Annotated in this window: 6 protein-coding genes; all 6 read right to left on the bottom strand. The window is 49.4% G+C overall.

From position 1 onward, the window contains the following. Window positions 1–25 precede the first annotated feature (25 nt). A complete protein-coding gene (locus QU605_RS05670) occupies window positions 26–4,756 on the bottom strand; it encodes an ATP-binding protein (RefSeq protein ID WP_289724308.1) in 4,731 nt (1,576 codons plus the stop codon). Continuing rightward, entirely contained in the window at window positions 4,753–10,032 is a 5,280-nt protein-coding gene (locus QU605_RS05665; RefSeq protein ID WP_289724307.1) for an ATP-binding protein, read from the bottom strand. Before QU605_RS05665 ends, QU605_RS05670 begins: the two co-directional genes overlap by 4 nt. Next, complete coding sequence (locus QU605_RS05660) at window positions 10,029–13,739, bottom strand: two-component regulator propeller domain-containing protein (protein ID WP_289724306.1); 3,711 nt, start codon at window positions 13,737–13,739, stop codon at window positions 10,029–10,031. Before QU605_RS05660 ends, QU605_RS05665 begins: the two co-directional genes overlap by 4 nt. 71 nt (window positions 13,740–13,810) lie before the next feature. Continuing rightward, the gene (locus QU605_RS05655; RefSeq protein WP_289724305.1) at window positions 13,811–14,827 is read right to left on the bottom strand and encodes a sensor histidine kinase; all 1,017 of its coding nucleotides are present in this window, start codon (window positions 14,825–14,827) and stop codon (window positions 13,811–13,813) included. Further along, window positions 14,827–15,966 (bottom strand): FIST signal transduction protein, encoded by a 1,140-nt coding sequence (locus tag QU605_RS05650; protein ID WP_289724304.1) that lies wholly within the window; start codon window positions 15,964–15,966, stop codon window positions 14,827–14,829. The genes QU605_RS05655 and QU605_RS05650 overlap by 1 nt, the downstream gene beginning before the upstream one ends. A gap of 15 nt (window positions 15,967–15,981) precedes the next feature. Continuing rightward, the gene (locus QU605_RS05645) at window positions 15,982–17,139 is read right to left on the bottom strand and encodes an FIST signal transduction protein (RefSeq protein WP_289724303.1); all 1,158 of its coding nucleotides are present in this window, start codon (window positions 17,137–17,139) and stop codon (window positions 15,982–15,984) included. Between the last annotated feature and the right edge of the window lie 2 nt (window positions 17,140–17,141).

Raw genomic sequence — 17,141 nt, 5'->3', positions numbered from 1 at the left:
AGTACTAAACCTGAAAAATGCCGATTCATACAGGTAAAATAATCAAAAATTTGGTGCCCTTTCCCGTTTCGGACTCCACGGTCAACTGCCCCCCATGACCCTTGGTTACTATATCATAACTCATGGAGAGCCCGAGCCCCGTGCCTTCACCTGTGGGCTTGGTGGTAAAGAAGGGCTGGAAGATTTTGTCCCTGATGTCATCAGGAATGCCACCTCCGTTATCCCGCACTGATATTTCCACGCCATCTTTGTTTTTTCGAGTCGCTACCCATACCGCAGGTTCGTAGCCTTCTTCCTTTTTTTCATTCCGTTCGCTGATGGCATGAAAGGCATTGGTGATTAAATTCAACAGGACCCTTCCGATGTCCTGGGGAACCACCTCCACCTTTCCGACCGCATGATCGAAGTCGGTTTCCATGGTCGCGTTGAAGGACTTATCCTTCGCCCTCAGCCCGTGATAGGCAAGCCTTAAATATTCATCGGCAAGAATGTTGAGGTCCGTAGGCTCCATCTTGTCGTCACCGCTGCGACTGTGTTGCAGCATTCCTTTGACGATGCTGTCGGCCCGTTTTCCATGATGGACTATTTTTTCAAGGTTCTGTATAACGTCCTGGGCAATGGCATCGACCTCCTCTACATCCCCGTTTTTCATTTCTTCCAGCAATTCTTCCAGTAGCTCCCGACTCACCTCGGAAAAATTGTTTACAAAGTTGAGTGGGTTCTGGATCTCGTGGGCAATGCCTGCTGTAAGCTCTCCGAGGGAGGCCATCTTCTCGGCATGCACCAGTTGCTGTTGGGTCAGTTGTAATTCCTTCAGGGCGTCTTCGGCCCGCTTTTTTTCCTCCTTCAGCCGCTTCAGGTCGAGCCGGGCCTGGGTGAGGTCTTTGAAACGGGAATAGGCCAGGGAGAATACGGAAGCCGCTCTTTTGAGCAGGCCCCAGCTTTCTTCAGAGAGATCGCCCGGGGTTGCGGCCCCGATGGCCCCGTGCGAAAATTTATACAGATGGTAGGTCCGCTCCGGGATGACCTCCCCGTAATACCCCTTAAAAGCCCTGGAATGGGATTCACAATAGGAGATCCACTCTTTCCGCTCCGTTCCTTTCATGACAATGGATACCTGATCCGCCGGGGACTTGTAGAATTCAAGCATTTCACGTCCGACCCAGGTATCGTTCAGGTCCAGTTCAAAATGATCCGTGAGCATTACCTTTTCCTCCTCCCGAATGTCCTTGATGGCAAACCAGCATTCGGCTTTCTGCACTTGCTCGTCGTTGACGTAAATACTGGAAGTCTCCAGCTCTTCCACCCCGAGTAAGCCCATCTCACCCCGCAGGACCTGGACCACGTCCTTTAGTTCCTCGGGCTCCTGCATGGCCAGGGCCCGGGCCCTGACGCGTTCCAGTGCCGTTTCGATTTTGGATTCCCGGGCCTGGGCTTCCATGTTCTTCAGGTCCAGGAAACGCGTATAGGTTTGTTCAAATACGGCCGTAAAACGTTTGAAGATCTCATGCGCCTCGGGTATGGGTTCGTAAGTGATAAACAGCAGAAAGCCATGGTTGAACTTACAGAGGTGGTTGACCTGGTTGGTGGGCAATGAAAGCCCTTCGGCCTGCAGGGCTTCAAAGATGGGAAGCAAATCAGGGAAGGATAACATGTGATCGTAGTGTTCTTTCAGAGCTTTTTCCCCCAGTTCCTGTACCAGGAGGCTCTCGTCCCCACGCACAAATTCGCCCATCTCCTCGAAAGAGGCTTCGCCCCACAGGCGCAGGGTAAAAGGCTTCTGGATGGTACCCTCGCTGCTCATCCAGCACCGGGCGGATTTTTTGTCTGTGGCCAGGATGTTATACCCACAGCTCCAGGCCGGGATGCCCAGGGCCTGAATTTCCAGGAACAACACATTGGCGGCCTCGGGCAGTTCGTCACTGTGCTGCATGGCCATGGTGCGCGAACGCACTTTTTCCAGGGCGTTTTCTATCTGTGCCTCCCGGGCCTGTGCCTCCGCTTTTTTCAGGTCGAGAAAGCGGGCATAGGTCTGTTCGAAGACCCTGGTGAACCGGGCCAGCAAGACCTCCTCTTCTTCCTTTAATACCGTTGGGCATACCAGGTGCAGGTAACCATGCGAAAAATTGAAGCAGTAAAATACCGTCGGGTCGGGAAACTGACTTCGCACCATTTCCTCTGCCTCTTTAGAATTAAAGGTGGTAATGGCATATTCAAGATGGCTGTTTCGCACCTCGCCCGCCACGGTTTGGTGGAAGATGGTTTGTTGTCGTTTCCAGGCATCATAGCGCTCATCAAAAGTGGCATCCCCGTTTAAAGGCAGGTAAAACAAACCCATAGTATCCCCGCCGGGGGAGGTCACCCAGGTAAATTGCCTTTTGATCTCTTCATTGACCTCTACATATCCGCAGGTGACGAAATTTGTAACCCCCAGGGCGATGAGCTCCTTATACAAAAGGACGGCAACCTCTTTGAGCTCTTCACCCTTCTGCATGGCCATTGTCCGTGTCCTGACCTTTTCCAGGGCCGCTTCAATCTGGGCCTCCCGGGCCTGTGCTTCGGCCTTTTGCAGGTCGAGGAACCGCTGGTAAAGGGTGCCGAATTCCGAAGCCATCCGCTGCACAATATCTTTCTCTTCCTCGGTGGGTTCCCGATTGTGGGCAAAACCGATATATCCGAACCGGCAATAGCCTTCCGTGATAAATAATCCGTCTGGGAAATCTTCGATCTTCGGCCGGGCTTTTTCGGGGATGGCTGCGAGGATATCGGCGTATACCGCCCATACCTCAGGGAGCACTTCTGGGGGATATTCATTTACGTTGACGGCATTGGGCTCACTTTTCTTCCATTTTTCCTCCGTATCGATCCAGGCATCCGTTACCGCCAGGTCCACTTCCTGTTCGGCAACCACCCTGTAGCCATTGGTTCCGGTCGTACGGAAGTTCAGGGTGTTCTTCTCTTTGTCGATCAGGGTTAATACAGCATGGCTGGGGTTAATCCCCAAAATATCAAACTGCTGGAACAACGTGGACAACACATCGCTTAATTCCTCGGAATGTTGCATGGCCATGGTAGAGGCCCTTACCCTTTCCAAAGCAAGTTGAATCTCAGATTCCCGTGCCTGAGCCTCTGCTTTTTGCAGGTCGAGAAAACGGGTGTAGGTTTGTTCGAAGACCCTGGCAAACCGCCTTAGAATATCTGGTTCCGGATAGGGCTCCAGGGTTATGACCAGGAGGTAGCCATGGGTAAAGTAAGCAGCGTTCCACTGTTGCCACTCGGGAAATGACAGGCCTTTATCGAGAATTTCCTGAAAAAAGGGCCGGACCTCGTCAAGGGACATCATGTATTGATAATGTTTTATAAGCGCTTCTCCGGAAGCTTCAATGGCCAGAAAATCCTTCTTGCCTTTCCATCCTTTATACATTTGTTTATGTGCCGGATCGGTGGTATTGGGAACGGAGGCAGGGGGGAGGACTCCTTTTTCGTAGGCGAACCAGAATTGGTCAGTTTCCCTGTCTTTTTCGCACAATCCAAAGCCAGTCCCCCAAAGATTCCCGCCCAGGCTTCGGAGTTGTTCAAACAGCACAAAGGCGGCATCCGCCAGTTCTTCGGATTTTTGCATGGCCAGGGTCCGGGCCCGGACCCGCTCAAGCGCCAGTTCGATTTCCGCTTCCCGCCTTTGGCGTTCGGACTCTTTTAAATCCTCAAACCGCCGATAGGCCAGGTCAAAGACCCCGGCAAAACGCTCCAGGGTTGCCAGGTCTTCGGCCGGAGGTTCCGACACCACCCCGGGTAGGCTATAGCCTATTTCCCCATGCGTGGTACGGGCCATCACAAAAGTGAGCCCGCCAATGTGCCGGATGTCATCTGCAGAGGGGGCCTGAGGGTCTATCTGCTGGAAATTTCCAAGGGAAACCATTTTGTCCACGTAGTCTACTGCCGCTTCAGCATCCATTGCGTATACTACAGTAGGTTCTTCCCCCTGTTCCCATGAAGCCAGCAATGGGATGTCCCCGTGCATATGCCTGGGCAGTTCCATGACCATCCCAATACGTGTGCCGTCTCCCGAGGTCATGGCCTTCTGATAGGTGTCCGGCAGCCAGCGCATGTGCCAGAAATAATAGGCCTGGTGGCCCAGCTTTGTAAATTCAGACCGCATGGTGACCACAATTTCCAGAAGATCTGTGGATTCTTTCATGGCGGTCACTTTAGCCCTAATACGCTCCAGGGCCGCCTCGATTTCCAGTTCCAGGTTTTTGTTTTCAAGTTCAATCGTGCGTCTTTTGATCGCTTCCCGAAGTTGAAGGTTTTCGGCGCTTATTTGGTCATACCCTATGGTCTCGCCCTCCTGGGCCTTGCTATCCGGCGTGGAGAAATGCTGGTAAATAAAACACCAGCCGGCATCCGTGTCCCGGAGGATGGAAGTAAACCGGAACCTTCCGTAATAAGTCCATTCCTCCCCGGAGAGGAACCATGCGTCAAAGAAATGGGTGAGGAATACGAGTTCCCCAAAGCTCTCGAGCGTTTTTACCTCATTCCTATGTTGTGTCTTTCCCACAAATTGATCTGCCGTGACCCGAAGAAATTCGGCGGCATCTGTTGGGCTCAGAAATTCTTCATTATCCGTGGAGCCTATAAAACGATATGCGTCGTCGAAATAATGGTCGTAGGTTTTTACATCCCCTGTCAGGTAACTTTGCAACCAGGTATCATAGACTTCCAGAACCTCTGCTTCTATTTCTTTTGTAAGGATCATTTCCCTTCCTGTTTTACGGGTAATACAATTTTGAATACCGTGCCCTCTCCCTCTGCCGTCTCCATCTTAATGTCCCCCCCATGTCCTTTATTAATAATATCATAACTCATGGAAAGCCCCAGGCCGGTGCCCTCACCTGTGGGTTTGGTGGTAAAAAAAGGCTGGAAGATCTTATCCCGTATTGCAGGGGGAATACCGCCCCCGTTGTCCTGTACCGAAAGCGCTACCCCGTCCGCAGTTTTTTTGGTTTTTACCCATACAGTGGGCTGATATCCCGGCGCTTCTTTCTGCGTGCGTTCGCTGACAGCATGGAAGGCGTTGGTAATAAGGTTCAGCAGTACCCGCCCTATATCCTGGGGCACCACGTTTACCCTTGGCAGGTCCGGATCAAAATCCGTTTCCATAATTGAGTTGAAGGACTTGTCTTTCGCCCGAAGCCCGTGATAGGCAAGCCTGAAGTACTCATCTGCCAGGGCGGTGAGGTCTGTAAGTTCTTTCTTGCCGTCCCCGCTTCGGCTGTGTTGCAACATACCCTTGACGATGCTGTCGGCGCGTTTGCCGTGGTGTAATATTTTTTCCAGGTTCTGTATGACGTCCTGTGCAATAGCATCCACCTCCTCGACATCCCCGCTTTTCATTTCTTCCAGCAATTCTTCCAGAAGCTCCCGGCTCACCTCAGAGAAATTGTTTACAAAGTTGAGGGGGTTCTGGATCTCGTGTGCGATGCCAGCTGTGAGTTCCCCCAGGGAGGCCATTTTTTCTGAATGAATCAGCTGTTTTTGAGTGGCCTGCAAATCGCTCAGTGTCTCTTCGAGCCGCTGTTTTTCCTCTACCAATTTTACCGCCTGTTCTTCTTTTAGCTGTAAATCCAGAAAGCGGGTATAGGTTTGTTCAAATACCTTGGCGAAACGTTTAAAAATCTCATGGGCTTCCGGCACCTCTTCCCGTGTAATGAATAGGAGGTATCCGTAATTGAAATACGCCACGTGGTCTATCTGGTAGGAAGGGAAGGAACCATTGGTTTTCTTAAGTTGCTTAAGGACATCCCCAACCACCGGTAGGGTACTCATATATTCGTAGTGGGCAATACATTCCGCTCCGGCTATTTCCTTCACCAAAAGAGATTCCCCTTTCTGGCCCCTGTCGTAATACTGTTTAAAGATCCCTTCCCTAGGAACTGTGTAGGTGGGTAAAAGGCCCGCTTCATTCCCAAACCATTCAATGGAGTCATTTTCCCTGTAAATGTGGAAGGCGCATCCCCAGGTTTTGATCCCCAGGCCCCGGACCTCCTGATCCAGCAGGTGAGAAGCCTCTGCCAGCTCGTCTGAGTGCTGCATAGCCATAGTACGCGACCGGACGCGTTCCAGCGCGGTTTCGATCTGGGCCTCCCGAGCCTGGGCTTCAGCTATTAAAAGGTCATTAAAACGCGTATAGGTCAGGTCGAAAACTCTGCCAAACCTTTCAAGAATATCCAGGCTGCTATCAGAAAGGGGTTCATTGCCAACGGTTTGCAATCCGCCAAAATTGCTGAATGTAAAAGAGCAGACATATTTTTCCATTGCCCTGGAGGCCTCTTGTGCCTCCAGAGGGGCATTTCTGAATTCTGTTTGAGTGAATAGATAGTCGTCATAGACCCTTTTCTCCTCACCTTCTATGGTATAAATATATTTAGACTTCCTGTTGAGGTACCCCTCCATCATGGCGTGGTGAAAAGGGTAATCCTCGAAAAGCATATGATAGGATTCCGGTGATTTGTCGGTGTCGGCATTAGATGCCCAAACCGTATTGCATAATCCCGGGGCATCAATGATATTGATCATACACCAGTTCAGCGCAAAATCGAGCTTGGTCAATTCCTCGAAAACGATATTCACCAGATCTGATAGCTCTGAGGAACGCTGCATGGCCATGGCTCTGGTCCTGACCTTTTCCAGCCCTAACTCGATCTGGGCTTCCCGGGCCTGGATTTCCGCTTTCTTCAGGTCGAGAAAGCGCGTGTAGGTTTGGTCAAACACTTTGGCAAATCGCTGGAGAATGAGCGCTTTTTCTTTTTCAAGGGCTTCCGGGCCGAGCACCTGAATGGCCCCATTGGCAAAGTATGCTGTGGAGAGGGTTACCTCAGGCAGGCTCATCATTGCTTCCTTCGCCTCTGCATGTACGTCCTTAAAACCGGTCTCTGAAAAGAAGCGTTTGTCAAAATCCCTTTTTTTAGCTCCGTGGTATCTATAAACCACATAAGCTTCTTCCTTTTTCCATGGGGCCAGTAACGCTTCATAATAAGGATGATCCAGATAGGGAACATGATAGCTAACGGGATAGATGTCTTTTGTAAACCCGGACACCCAGTAATTCGCATCGCCGGTTTCCTTGTTCAAAATGATGATATTGCAGGCCTGGGATTCAAATTGCAGCTGTTTTAACTGTTCATTGATAAGAAGCACCACTTCCCGAAGTTCATCACTGTTCTGCATACCCATAGTCCTGGATCTGACTCTTTCCAGTGCGGTTTCGATCTGCGCCTCACGGGCCTGAGCCTCTGCTTTTTTCAGGTCGAGGAACCGGGTGTAGGTCTGCTGGAAAACCTTGCCAAAGCGTATCAGGATTGAATTTTCCTCTTCCGTATAGGGAATACCAGAGAAGTTCTCGATGTAGAGTCCGATATCCCTTCGTATGACGGTTGATGCGGCCAGTCCGGGACAACTCAAATAAAAATCCCGTGCCTTTTTGGTCAATCCTTCAATGTGGGGCAGCAGCTGCTCATAAAAGCTGTTCTTTTCTTCAAAATCCAGTTGGGTCGTAAAGAAATCCCTGCCTTCCTTTTTCGCTTCAGTGAATTGCCTGTCCCAGACCAGGTCGAGATACGGGACGGTAATCTTCGCTGGAATATCCTGTGTTTCGGCAACCCAAAAATGCCAGTCTTTTTTGGGCTGATAATCTACGACGATACCCGCATGTTCCGCATTGATATCCAAGAGCGCCAGCTGATCAAAAATAACCCGAATCACTTCTTTAAGTTCTTCACTGTTTTGCATTGCCATGGATCGGGACCTGACGCGCTCCAGTGCAGCTTCAATGTGAGCTTCCCGGGCCTGGGCTTCTGCTTTTTGGAGGTCCAGAAACCGGGTGTATGCCTGTTCAAAGACCTTGGCAAAGCGCGGGAAAATATGGCTCTCCTGAAAAGGTGCCAGAGAAGAGACCAATAAATAGCCATGGGAAAAAGATGCCCCGTAGTCCAGTTCCCAGGTAGGGGTCGTTATGTCAAAGCCCTTTTGTGCCACCTCTTCCATGGCTTTCTTAAAGGAGGGCAGGGTATACATTTTATCAAAATGGTCCTGAATGTAGTCTTCGGGAATCTCTATGGAAAAAAGCTCTTTCCCGGCCTTCCACTGATCATAGCGGTATTGATGGATGTAATCCAGGTCTACGGGTACCTGGAAGGGGGATATCATCCCTTTGTCTGCCAGGCTGTGCCACTGTTCCACTATATTCTTTTCTTTTGAACACAGCACAACGCCAAAGGCAAACAAATCCCCGCCCAGTTCCTTCATTTGTTCGAACATCACAGATGCCACCTCCGAGAGGTCTTCGCTGGAGCGCATGCCCATGGTATAGGTGCGGACTTTCTCCAGGGCCGTCTCAATCCGGGCTTCCCGGGCCTGAGCTTCTGCTTTCTGAAGGTCCAGGAAGCGGGTATAGGTCTGCTCAAAGACTTTGGCAAAACGGTGAAGGACATCTTCTTCCTTTTCAGAGGCCTTCTCACGTGAGGAGATACTAATAGTGCCGTATTTGTAATTCGCATCCACGAATTCAAGCTTTTCCAATTTAAGTTTCTTTTGGAAGTGGCTGAAATAAGTTGAAGCTGTGGCCTCATCACAGGCCTGAACCAGGGCATCGACTTCATCCTTAGAATGCAATGAGAGGCGCGAAAAGGTATTGCCGGCTTTCCAGGACTTAAAAGTGGTGTCTTCAAAGAGGAAACTTGGCAACTGGAAATGCGCGGGTTCGCTGTAAACGCCTTCCAGAGGGGAAAACCAGATGTCATAGAATTTCTCTTCCAGGTGGAAAACATTGATCCATGCCTGGATGAAATTCAAATTTAATTCCTTTAGCTGATCCAGGAAGACAATGGTCACCCCGGAGATATCCTCCGTTTTCTGCATGGCCATAGAAGCGGATCTGAGACGCTCCAGGGAGGCCTCGACCTGTGCTTCCCGGGCCTGTGCTTCTGCCTTCTGAAGGTCGAGGAAGCGCGTATAGGTCCGCTCGAATTCAATAGCAAACCGGTGCAGGATTGATTTTTCCTCATCGCTCAGGGACCTTCTGATGTCGATGCCGAAACACCCGTACTTCATAAAGGCTTCAGTATAGTATATACCCACCGGGAAAAATTCGGCTTTCAGCCTTTCAGCCCCTTCCAGCAATTCCGCCCAGGAAGCAAAAAAACTCCTGATGTCCTCCGGGGGTACGAAATGCTCATGTACAGGCTGCCCGCTCTCCCAGTCTGAAAAACAGAGAGCTGTATAGGGCTCAGATTTATCCAGTGGGTATACCACAGACCGGGATTTGAATTGCCACTCCCGGGGCGAACCTTCAGCCCAAGTGGTCCAGAATAAATGGGTATTTGCCGCTTCGTCGGGCAACCAGACAAAGGAGAATTCCGAATCGATGCCCAGTAGTAAGAGCTGTTCGTGGAAGACTTTGGACACCTCATTGAGCTCGCTGGAATGCTGCATGAGCATGCTTTGGGAACGGGCGCGTTCCAGGGCTGCCTCGATCTCCAGGTCGCGGGTGCGTTCCCTTATTTTTGCTTCGAGTTCCAGATTTTTTTTCCGCAGCCCTTCCATGGGGAAGGCTTCTTCCTCCGCGATATCCGAATCCGGAGTGGAGCCGTGAAAATGGGTTACCATCCATTTACCGTCTTTCTTTTCCAGCATGGATGAGAGCCTCAGGAGGAAGTGATGATTCATCTCGGGTATGGTAAGTTCAAACTCTTCCAGGATCAGGCATATCTTCCCGTTGGCGAAATATCTTTCCTCAATCGGCTTGCGCACGCGCTCAAACCCCTTTCCTTTGAGCTGTTCCGATTGAATCCGGGCCATCTTCTGTACATCCTGACACGTCTTCATAAATTCATGTTCGGCGCTCCCATAGCCTATGACGTCAGGCTGTACCACATCCACAAGTGCTTTTTCGTCATGGAAGTCCAGCATGACCCCGATCATCTGTTCATAGGCCGAACGTGCTGAAATATTATGTTTGGGAATGTCACTACTCATGCAACAGGTAATTTAATGATAAACTCGGTGCCTTTACCTTCTTCGGATTTCACTTCTAATGTCCCTCCATGGGCTTTTATAATGTCGTAACTCAGACTCAGGCCCAGACCCGTGCCCTGCCCGGTAGGCTTAGTGGTGAAGAAGGGCTGGAATACTTTATTCCGCACCTCTTCCGGCATTCCTTTGCCGTTATCCGACACCTGAATTTCAATTCCATTTTTCGTCTTCTTTGTGATCAGCGAAACGGTCGGGGAATACTCCTTTTGGGTGGTTTGTTTTTTCTCGTTGACCGCATAGAAGGCATTGTTGAGCAGGTTCAGGACTACCCGACCGATTTCCTGGGGAACGATATTCACCTTGCCGATGGAGGAATCCAAATCGGTCTTAAAGGTGGCATTGAAAGATTTGTCCCGGGCTCTTAGCCCGTGGTAAGCCAGGCGGACATACTCGTCGGCAAGGACGTTGATATCCGTAAGTTCTTTTTGCCCGTCACTGCTCCGGCTATGCTGCAACATACCTTTTACGATACTATCGGCGCGTTTACCATGGTGGTTTATTTTCAGTTCATTCTCTTTTATATCCTTAGTCAGATTTTGCACCTCTTTCAGGTTGCCCTTGCCGGTCTCTTCATCCAGTTCCTCCAGCAGTTCCATGTTCAATTCTGAGAAATTGTTGACAAAGTTCAGGGGGTTCTGGATCTCGTGGGCAATGCCGGCCGTGAGCTCTCCCAGGGAAGCCATTTTTTCAGATTGGATGAGCTGGCTTTGGGTAGCCTTTAATTCTGCATAGGCCTTTTCAATTTCTTTGGCCTGTTCGAGTTCTTTTTCCCGGGCTCTTTCCCGTTCCTTGCGGATGGTTCGCTGTTTCTGGAACAGGTGGAGGCGGTACCCGATAAAACCTACCAGCAGAAGGTAGAGGAAATAGGCCCATCCCGTCTGCCACCAGGGTGGTCTTATGGTAATGGCCATGGAGGCCCCTTCCTCGTTCCACACCCCATCGGCATTAGAACCTCTCACCCTGAAAAGGTAGGTGCCCGGAGAAAGGTTCTTATAGCTAACCCGGCGATCTAAGGAGGGTTCAGACCATTTGGTGTCGTAGTTTTCCAGTTTCCAGGAGTATAAATTGTCTTCAGGTTTCAGATAGTGGAGCGCCACAAATTCAAAGCTCAGGTCTCGCTGGGTGTGGTCCAGGGTTACCGCCTGCGTATAGGGAACAGCCTTTTCAAACAGGACGCCATCGGCAGAATTATAGACACTGTCCTGAATTCCAATTCTGGTTATGACCACGTTGGGGAGAGTACTGTCCTTCGCCGCCAGTTTTTCAGGGATGATGTGGTATAGTCCCTGATCCCCGCCAATCCAGATATCTCCTTTTTTCGTCTTAATCGAACTGTGGACACCTGTATATTGCTGGTACCCGTCAGCTTCGAAATAACTGGAATAGGTTTTTGTCGTAGTATCAAAAACAGACAATCCCCGCTGAGTGGGTAGCCATAGCTTCCCGAAGTCATCCATCAATAATTTTCCTTCCCCCCAATTTGTCACCACATCATTATGCAGTAACCCTATGTCTTCACCGAAGACTTCCACATCATTCACACCAGGGCCAACCAGGGCCAGACCTTCACCGCTATAGGCTGTGAACCACATTTTTCCGTTTCCAGCCTGATGAAATCCCGGTACACTGGGCAGAGACATCAAATCGAGGTTTCGATGGAAAATATCATTGTCCCGTTCATAAAGGTTCAGGCCTCCATCTGTACCCACCCACATTCTACCCCGGTCATCCTCTGTCATAAAAAGAATTTCATTACTGCTTAGGGTTAAGGTGTCCTGGGCATCAAAACGGTAATGTTCAAATTGTTCTTTTTCCTCCACATATTTAAATAACGCCTGATCATTATCACGCGGATCGCCCAGCCAGATCTGATTCTTAGAGTCTTTGAAGATTTTTACTATAACATTACTAGATAATAAGTGCGTGTCTGCACCCTCTGGCTCAAACCTTTTGATAACCATGCCTGTATCCGGGTCCAGGATGTATACCCCCTTCCTAATGGCAGAGAGCCAAAGGTTTCCATTACCATCCTCCGCCATTCGAATTACATTCACCTCCTTATCTTCAAGAAAAGGAATGCTTTCGTAGCTGAGGGTCTGTTCATTGAATCGGAGCAAGCCCTTATCAATGGCACATACCCAGATGCGCCCTTGAGAATCCTCATAGATTTGGTTAATATCACCCAACGAGTTTTTCCCTTCATTTCCTGGGCCTATAAAGTACTGGCGGAAAGTATTTTCCCCAATCTTTTGTGCAATACCATTCTGGGTGCCTACCCAGAGGCGTTCCCGGCTATCCTCAAAAAATGTCCAAATGGTGTCGTTGGGCAGGCGGCTAAGATCTTCCGGGTCGTTCCTGAAACTGGTTATTTGCCGTTTTTTTGGAGCCTGTTTATACATATTGGGACGGGTGCCCACCCAGAAAAGCCCGGATTTGTCCCTGAGCAAATTATATCGGAATCCATTTTTTGCAAATGCATTTTCCGCATCATTGAATCCGAGGTCATAGAGATGAAAGGCCCCATCAGAGAATGTATATCTTAAAAGGGCTACCAGGCCACGATCAGTACTATTGACATTGAATACTATAAAATCTAAATCTTGATAGGAAGGAATAATCGAACGTATATTTTTGAGGGTCTTATCGAAGGCCAGGACCCCCTGCCCGATTTTGTAATCTGATCTTTGAGCATTTTTCCTGTCGATCCTTGAAATTTCGTCATAGGATGAATTCCATATATTTCCATGCAAATCCTCAAAAGCGGTCCCTTGCCATTCCACCGCTTCCCGGGAGGGAAAATCGAAAGTTTCAACAACCTTTTGCTCTAACGGATCCCAGAGATAGAGATGCCGGTTATTGCCCATGGGGATCAGGCCGCTTTTCCCCGGGGGGGTGATATCCTGTATGGAATCGTTCCTATCCGTCCCCGGCAGGACTTCACCTTTCTTAAAAATGAGCTCAAAACTATCTTTTTTTCGCTCAAACCGCATTACATTACCTTTATCCTCCCTGAGCCAGAGACTGCTATCTTTTTGGGATTCAGCTAACTTAAAGTTCAGAACGATATCATTAATTCTTCCCTGCCTAACCGTTTGCGGATAGCGGGAAACGATCCCTGTTTCCGGGTTCAACCTGCAAAGGACCGGATCCTCTTCGCCATCGGAAATACTATTGAACCAAATATGATTGCTCAGATCCTCATATAACAAGAAACAGTTGTTATAGGGTGTTTTTGTAGGATCGTCATAATCAATAGGGTAAGTAGTGAATGTTTCCGTCTCCGGATTAAAAGAAAAGAGTCCGGTCCCTTCGCGAACCCCCCCGATCCACAACTTTCCATTTCTGCTCAAAAGGAGTCCCCCATTTAAGTTACGGATATGATAGGTTGTGTCTTTTTCCTGCCAACTTTTAATAACCTTCATTTGATACCCGTCAAATTTCACCAGACCATTTTGAGTAGTCGCCCAAATAAACCCCTGCCTGTCCTGAACCAAATTGACGGCCATTTCTTCAGGGAGCCCCTCTGCCACCCCGTATTTCTCAAAGGCCACTTTGTCCGGCAGGGTTTGTGTAGAAAGGAGGGAGGGCAGCAGCCCTATACACATGAGTAGAACATGCACTGGTTTTATAAGTATAGGGGTTTTTCGCATGGATTCCGGTATTTAGCTGGTTTTCGCCCGTTAAGGGGGTTTTTAAAGTAATAAGGATTTGCTCTCACTACTCATGCAACAGGTAATTTAGTGATAAACTCGGTGCCTTTACCTTCTTCGGATTTCACTTCTAATGTCCCTCCATGGGCTTTTATAATGTCGTAACTCAGACTCAGGCCCAATCCGGTGCCCTGTCCAGTAGGCTTGGTGGTGAAGAAGGGCTGGAAGATCTTGTCCCGCACCTTTTCAGGGATGCCGTTTCCGTTGTCCGTAACCCGGATTTCAATCCCTTTCCCAGCCTTCCGGGTTTGTACGGTAACCCCGGGTTTATATTCCTTGGAACCTTCTTCCTTTTTTTCGATGACTGCGTGGAAGGCATTGGTGAGCAGATTCAGCAAGACGCGTCCTATTTCCTGGGGCACCATCTCCACCAAGCCCGCATTTGGGTCCAGATCCACCAGCATGCTGGTATTGAAGGTCTTGTTTTTGGCCCGCATACCGTGATAGGCAAGCCGTTGGTATTCATCCACGAGGGTATTTAGGTCGGTAAGTTCCTTTTCGCCCTCACTGCTGCGGCTATGCTGGAGCATCCCCTTCACAATTCCGTCCGCACGCCGGCCATGGTGGTTTATTTTACTGAGGTTTTCTTTGAGATCTGCCCCAAGGGCTTTTACCTCTTCCCAGGCCCCGTTATCAATTTCCTCCTGCATTTCGTCGATTAATTCGCCGCTGACTTCTGAGAAATTGTTGACAAAGTTCAAAGGGTTCTGGATCTCGTGGGCGATGCCCGCCGTAAGCTCCCCGAGGGAAGCCATTTTCTCGGCATGAATGAGTTGTTTTTGGGTGGCCTTAAGCTCGGAAAGCGCCTCTTCCACAGCCTTTCTTTTCTGTTCGAGTTCCGCGATGGTCTCTTCCAGCAAGATAGAAGTAGTCCTTTTGACTTTTTCCGTTCGCTCCAGCTTAAAGTCCAGGATCTTAAGTTCCTTATCCACTCCTTTGAGCGCCTTTAAAAGCGCCTGCTTTTCACCTTCGGGTATGTGTTGACTTGCCTTGATAAAATCAGCTATGTGATTCAGGTTTTTATCCATCAAATCTCTTTTAGGGCAACAGTACAGGTGGTAAGGTTGTGCATTTCGAGGTTTCCGCCTGTGGCACGAGCTAATTCGGCATTCGAAAACATCCCGGCCATGGGTACATTCCAGACGTTTTTGATTCCTTCCAGTTCTTCAGACATCAACGGACCCAACGATAAGATACGCCCGGCACAACTAAAGACTACAAGGGCATCCGCCTCAGGCATTTTAGTATCCTTCAGGGTCTTGACGCCTTGAACTACCTTTTCCATGACATCCCAGTCGGGAGGCAGTGAAAAACGGACCTTTGAGCCCTGGGGAACTGTGCCGCTGGTATAAAAGGATCGATCCGTCCAATCGATGACCAACCCGGGGCGCATTACCGGGTCTCCTTTTTCCCGCTGGAGTTGCAAGGGAAAATTGGCTGCAATTTCCACCATAAGGTTTGCATTTTCTTCCGTCGCATTTTCAATTCCGCCAAACTTGACTGTGATATCCAGGGCGGGAATATCATCTATGGTGTACACGTGGTTGCCCTCACTTTTGGTAACCGTGCGTTCCGTGCCTATGGCTTTCCAGCCGCAGGTAGCTATCCCTTCCATTTTTACTTTGGTCTCATCAATGGCCAGGAGTACCATTCCTCTATCGCTTTCCCAATGGTCCGAAAACACAAAAGTTTCTTTAAAGGCATATTGGTCTCCTGCCGCTCCCCCAAAGGCCTTGATTTGGTCGCCGCATGAATCTCTTAATCCCATCAGGACCTGCTCTCCATCTGTCGCGGCGTGGCTGGTGGCCAGCATAAACCCAACTTCAGGAAATCTTGCTTGGCCCTTTTCAGACAGGATTTGGGCAGTTCTTCGATAATTGTCCTGATCGAAATCGGCGTAATAGATTTCAAAAAAATCCGGATTGAGGTCCAGGAGCAGGATCGCGGCTGATCCTTTTTCAGTCTCCTCATCGATAAACTCTCCATTGGTCGTGGCCCCAAACACCGAAATGTTTGCCTCTGAAAACAGGGTTCGGATAGCTTCCCGATCCAGCATTACCGAAGCAAAGACGAATGCCAGGGTAGGGGAAAACCCATCCTGAATACTGTCTTGAAGTCCGACTTTGAGCTCCTCAAGAGACACCCCTTTTATTGACTTAGCTTTCATATGCGCATTCTTTTTTTATTTTTCGGTCAGTACGACCCAGCTATTGGTTGTGGAGTGAAATTCGTGTTCCCCGTGCACGGCCTTCCCGAATTCCCCGTAGGTGTAAAAACCAGCCATGGGAACCTCCCAGATTTCATGTAAACCATCATTCTCCTGCTGAGCCATGGGTCCAAGGGCACTTAATCTGCCTGCACATGAAAATATGAGCAGGGCATCGGCTCCTGCCCCGGTTTTCTCCTTAAGGTTATCTGCCTTTTCGAGAATGGTCTCGACAATATCAAAATCCGGAGGGGTTGAAAAGTGGAATTGTGCGCCTGTGACAATCTCAGATTCGAGGATCAGTGCTCCTTTATCCTCATCGTATCCGATGGGGTTGCAGAACATTGGGGTTTTTCCTTCCCGGGTGATTTGGAGCGGATAATGCACCCCTTCCGTATTGAAAAAATTAATTTGGTTCTCCAAAGAAGCAAAGTCTATGCCCAAAAACCTTAGGTACACTTCCAGAGCGGGCTTATGGTCGATGGTTAGCACCATGTTTCCAACGGCTTTTGTAATGGTTCTCGAGATGCCAATGGGCTTCCATCCAGAGAGCGCCACCCCTCGTAACCCTATTTTATTCTCATCCAATACCAGGGCGGCTATTCCGTAATCGGTCACCTGAGAATCCGCAAAAACAAAGGTTCCCGTGAAGGTGATATCATCTCCGGCCATGCCTCCGAAGAGGTTAACTTCCGAACCCGCTAATTCCATTATATGGTGGATAAGGCTTTCCCCGTCCACGGTGATGCCTTTTTCACTGTGAAAGGTGCTGAGTAGGATAAAAGAGGGGTTAGAAAACGCTTTTTGTGCCTGACCCAACAGATCTGCGGCGGCTTCCTGTAAGCCGCCGTCCCCGATTTCCCGAAGAATGATGCGGTAGGAGGAAGGGTCGAGATCCAGAAGCATTGCCACAATCCCGCCCTTGCTTTCATGACCTTCGACAAATTCTCCGGAAGAAGTCGCACCGATCACCTGAATGCCTTCCCTGTTAAAAAGGGCAGACACTGCCTCCCGATCCTGTTTTATGGAAATAAAAACAATGGCCAGTGTCGGTAGATAGCCCTCACTCAGGCTCTGTCGCAAGGCTGCCTGAATTTCTTCTGGGGAATCTCCATGTATGGTTTTTGCCTTCATAT

The organism is Robiginitalea aurantiaca, from assembly GCF_030380815.1.
Lineage (GTDB): Bacteria > Bacteroidota > Bacteroidia > Flavobacteriales > Flavobacteriaceae > Robiginitalea > Robiginitalea aurantiaca.
This window is presented reverse-complemented; position numbering and strand designations above follow the sequence as displayed.

Coding starts and splice junctions, on each gene's coding strand:
- QU605_RS05670 (WP_289724308.1), bottom strand. CDS start 4,756: ATGATCCTTACAAAAGAAATAGAAGCAGAGGTTCTGGAAGTCTATGAT.
- QU605_RS05665 (WP_289724307.1), bottom strand. CDS start 10,032: ATGAGTAGTGACATTCCCAAACATAATATTTCAGCACGTTCGGCCTAT.
- QU605_RS05660 (WP_289724306.1), bottom strand. CDS start 13,739: ATGCGAAAAACCCCTATACTTATAAAACCAGTGCATGTTCTACTCATG.
- QU605_RS05655 (WP_289724305.1), bottom strand. CDS start 14,827: ATGGATAAAAACCTGAATCACATAGCTGATTTTATCAAGGCAAGTCAA.
- QU605_RS05650 (WP_289724304.1), bottom strand. CDS start 15,966: ATGAAAGCTAAGTCAATAAAAGGGGTGTCTCTTGAGGAGCTCAAAGTC.
- QU605_RS05645 (WP_289724303.1), bottom strand. CDS start 17,139: ATGAAGGCAAAAACCATACATGGAGATTCCCCAGAAGAAATTCAGGCA.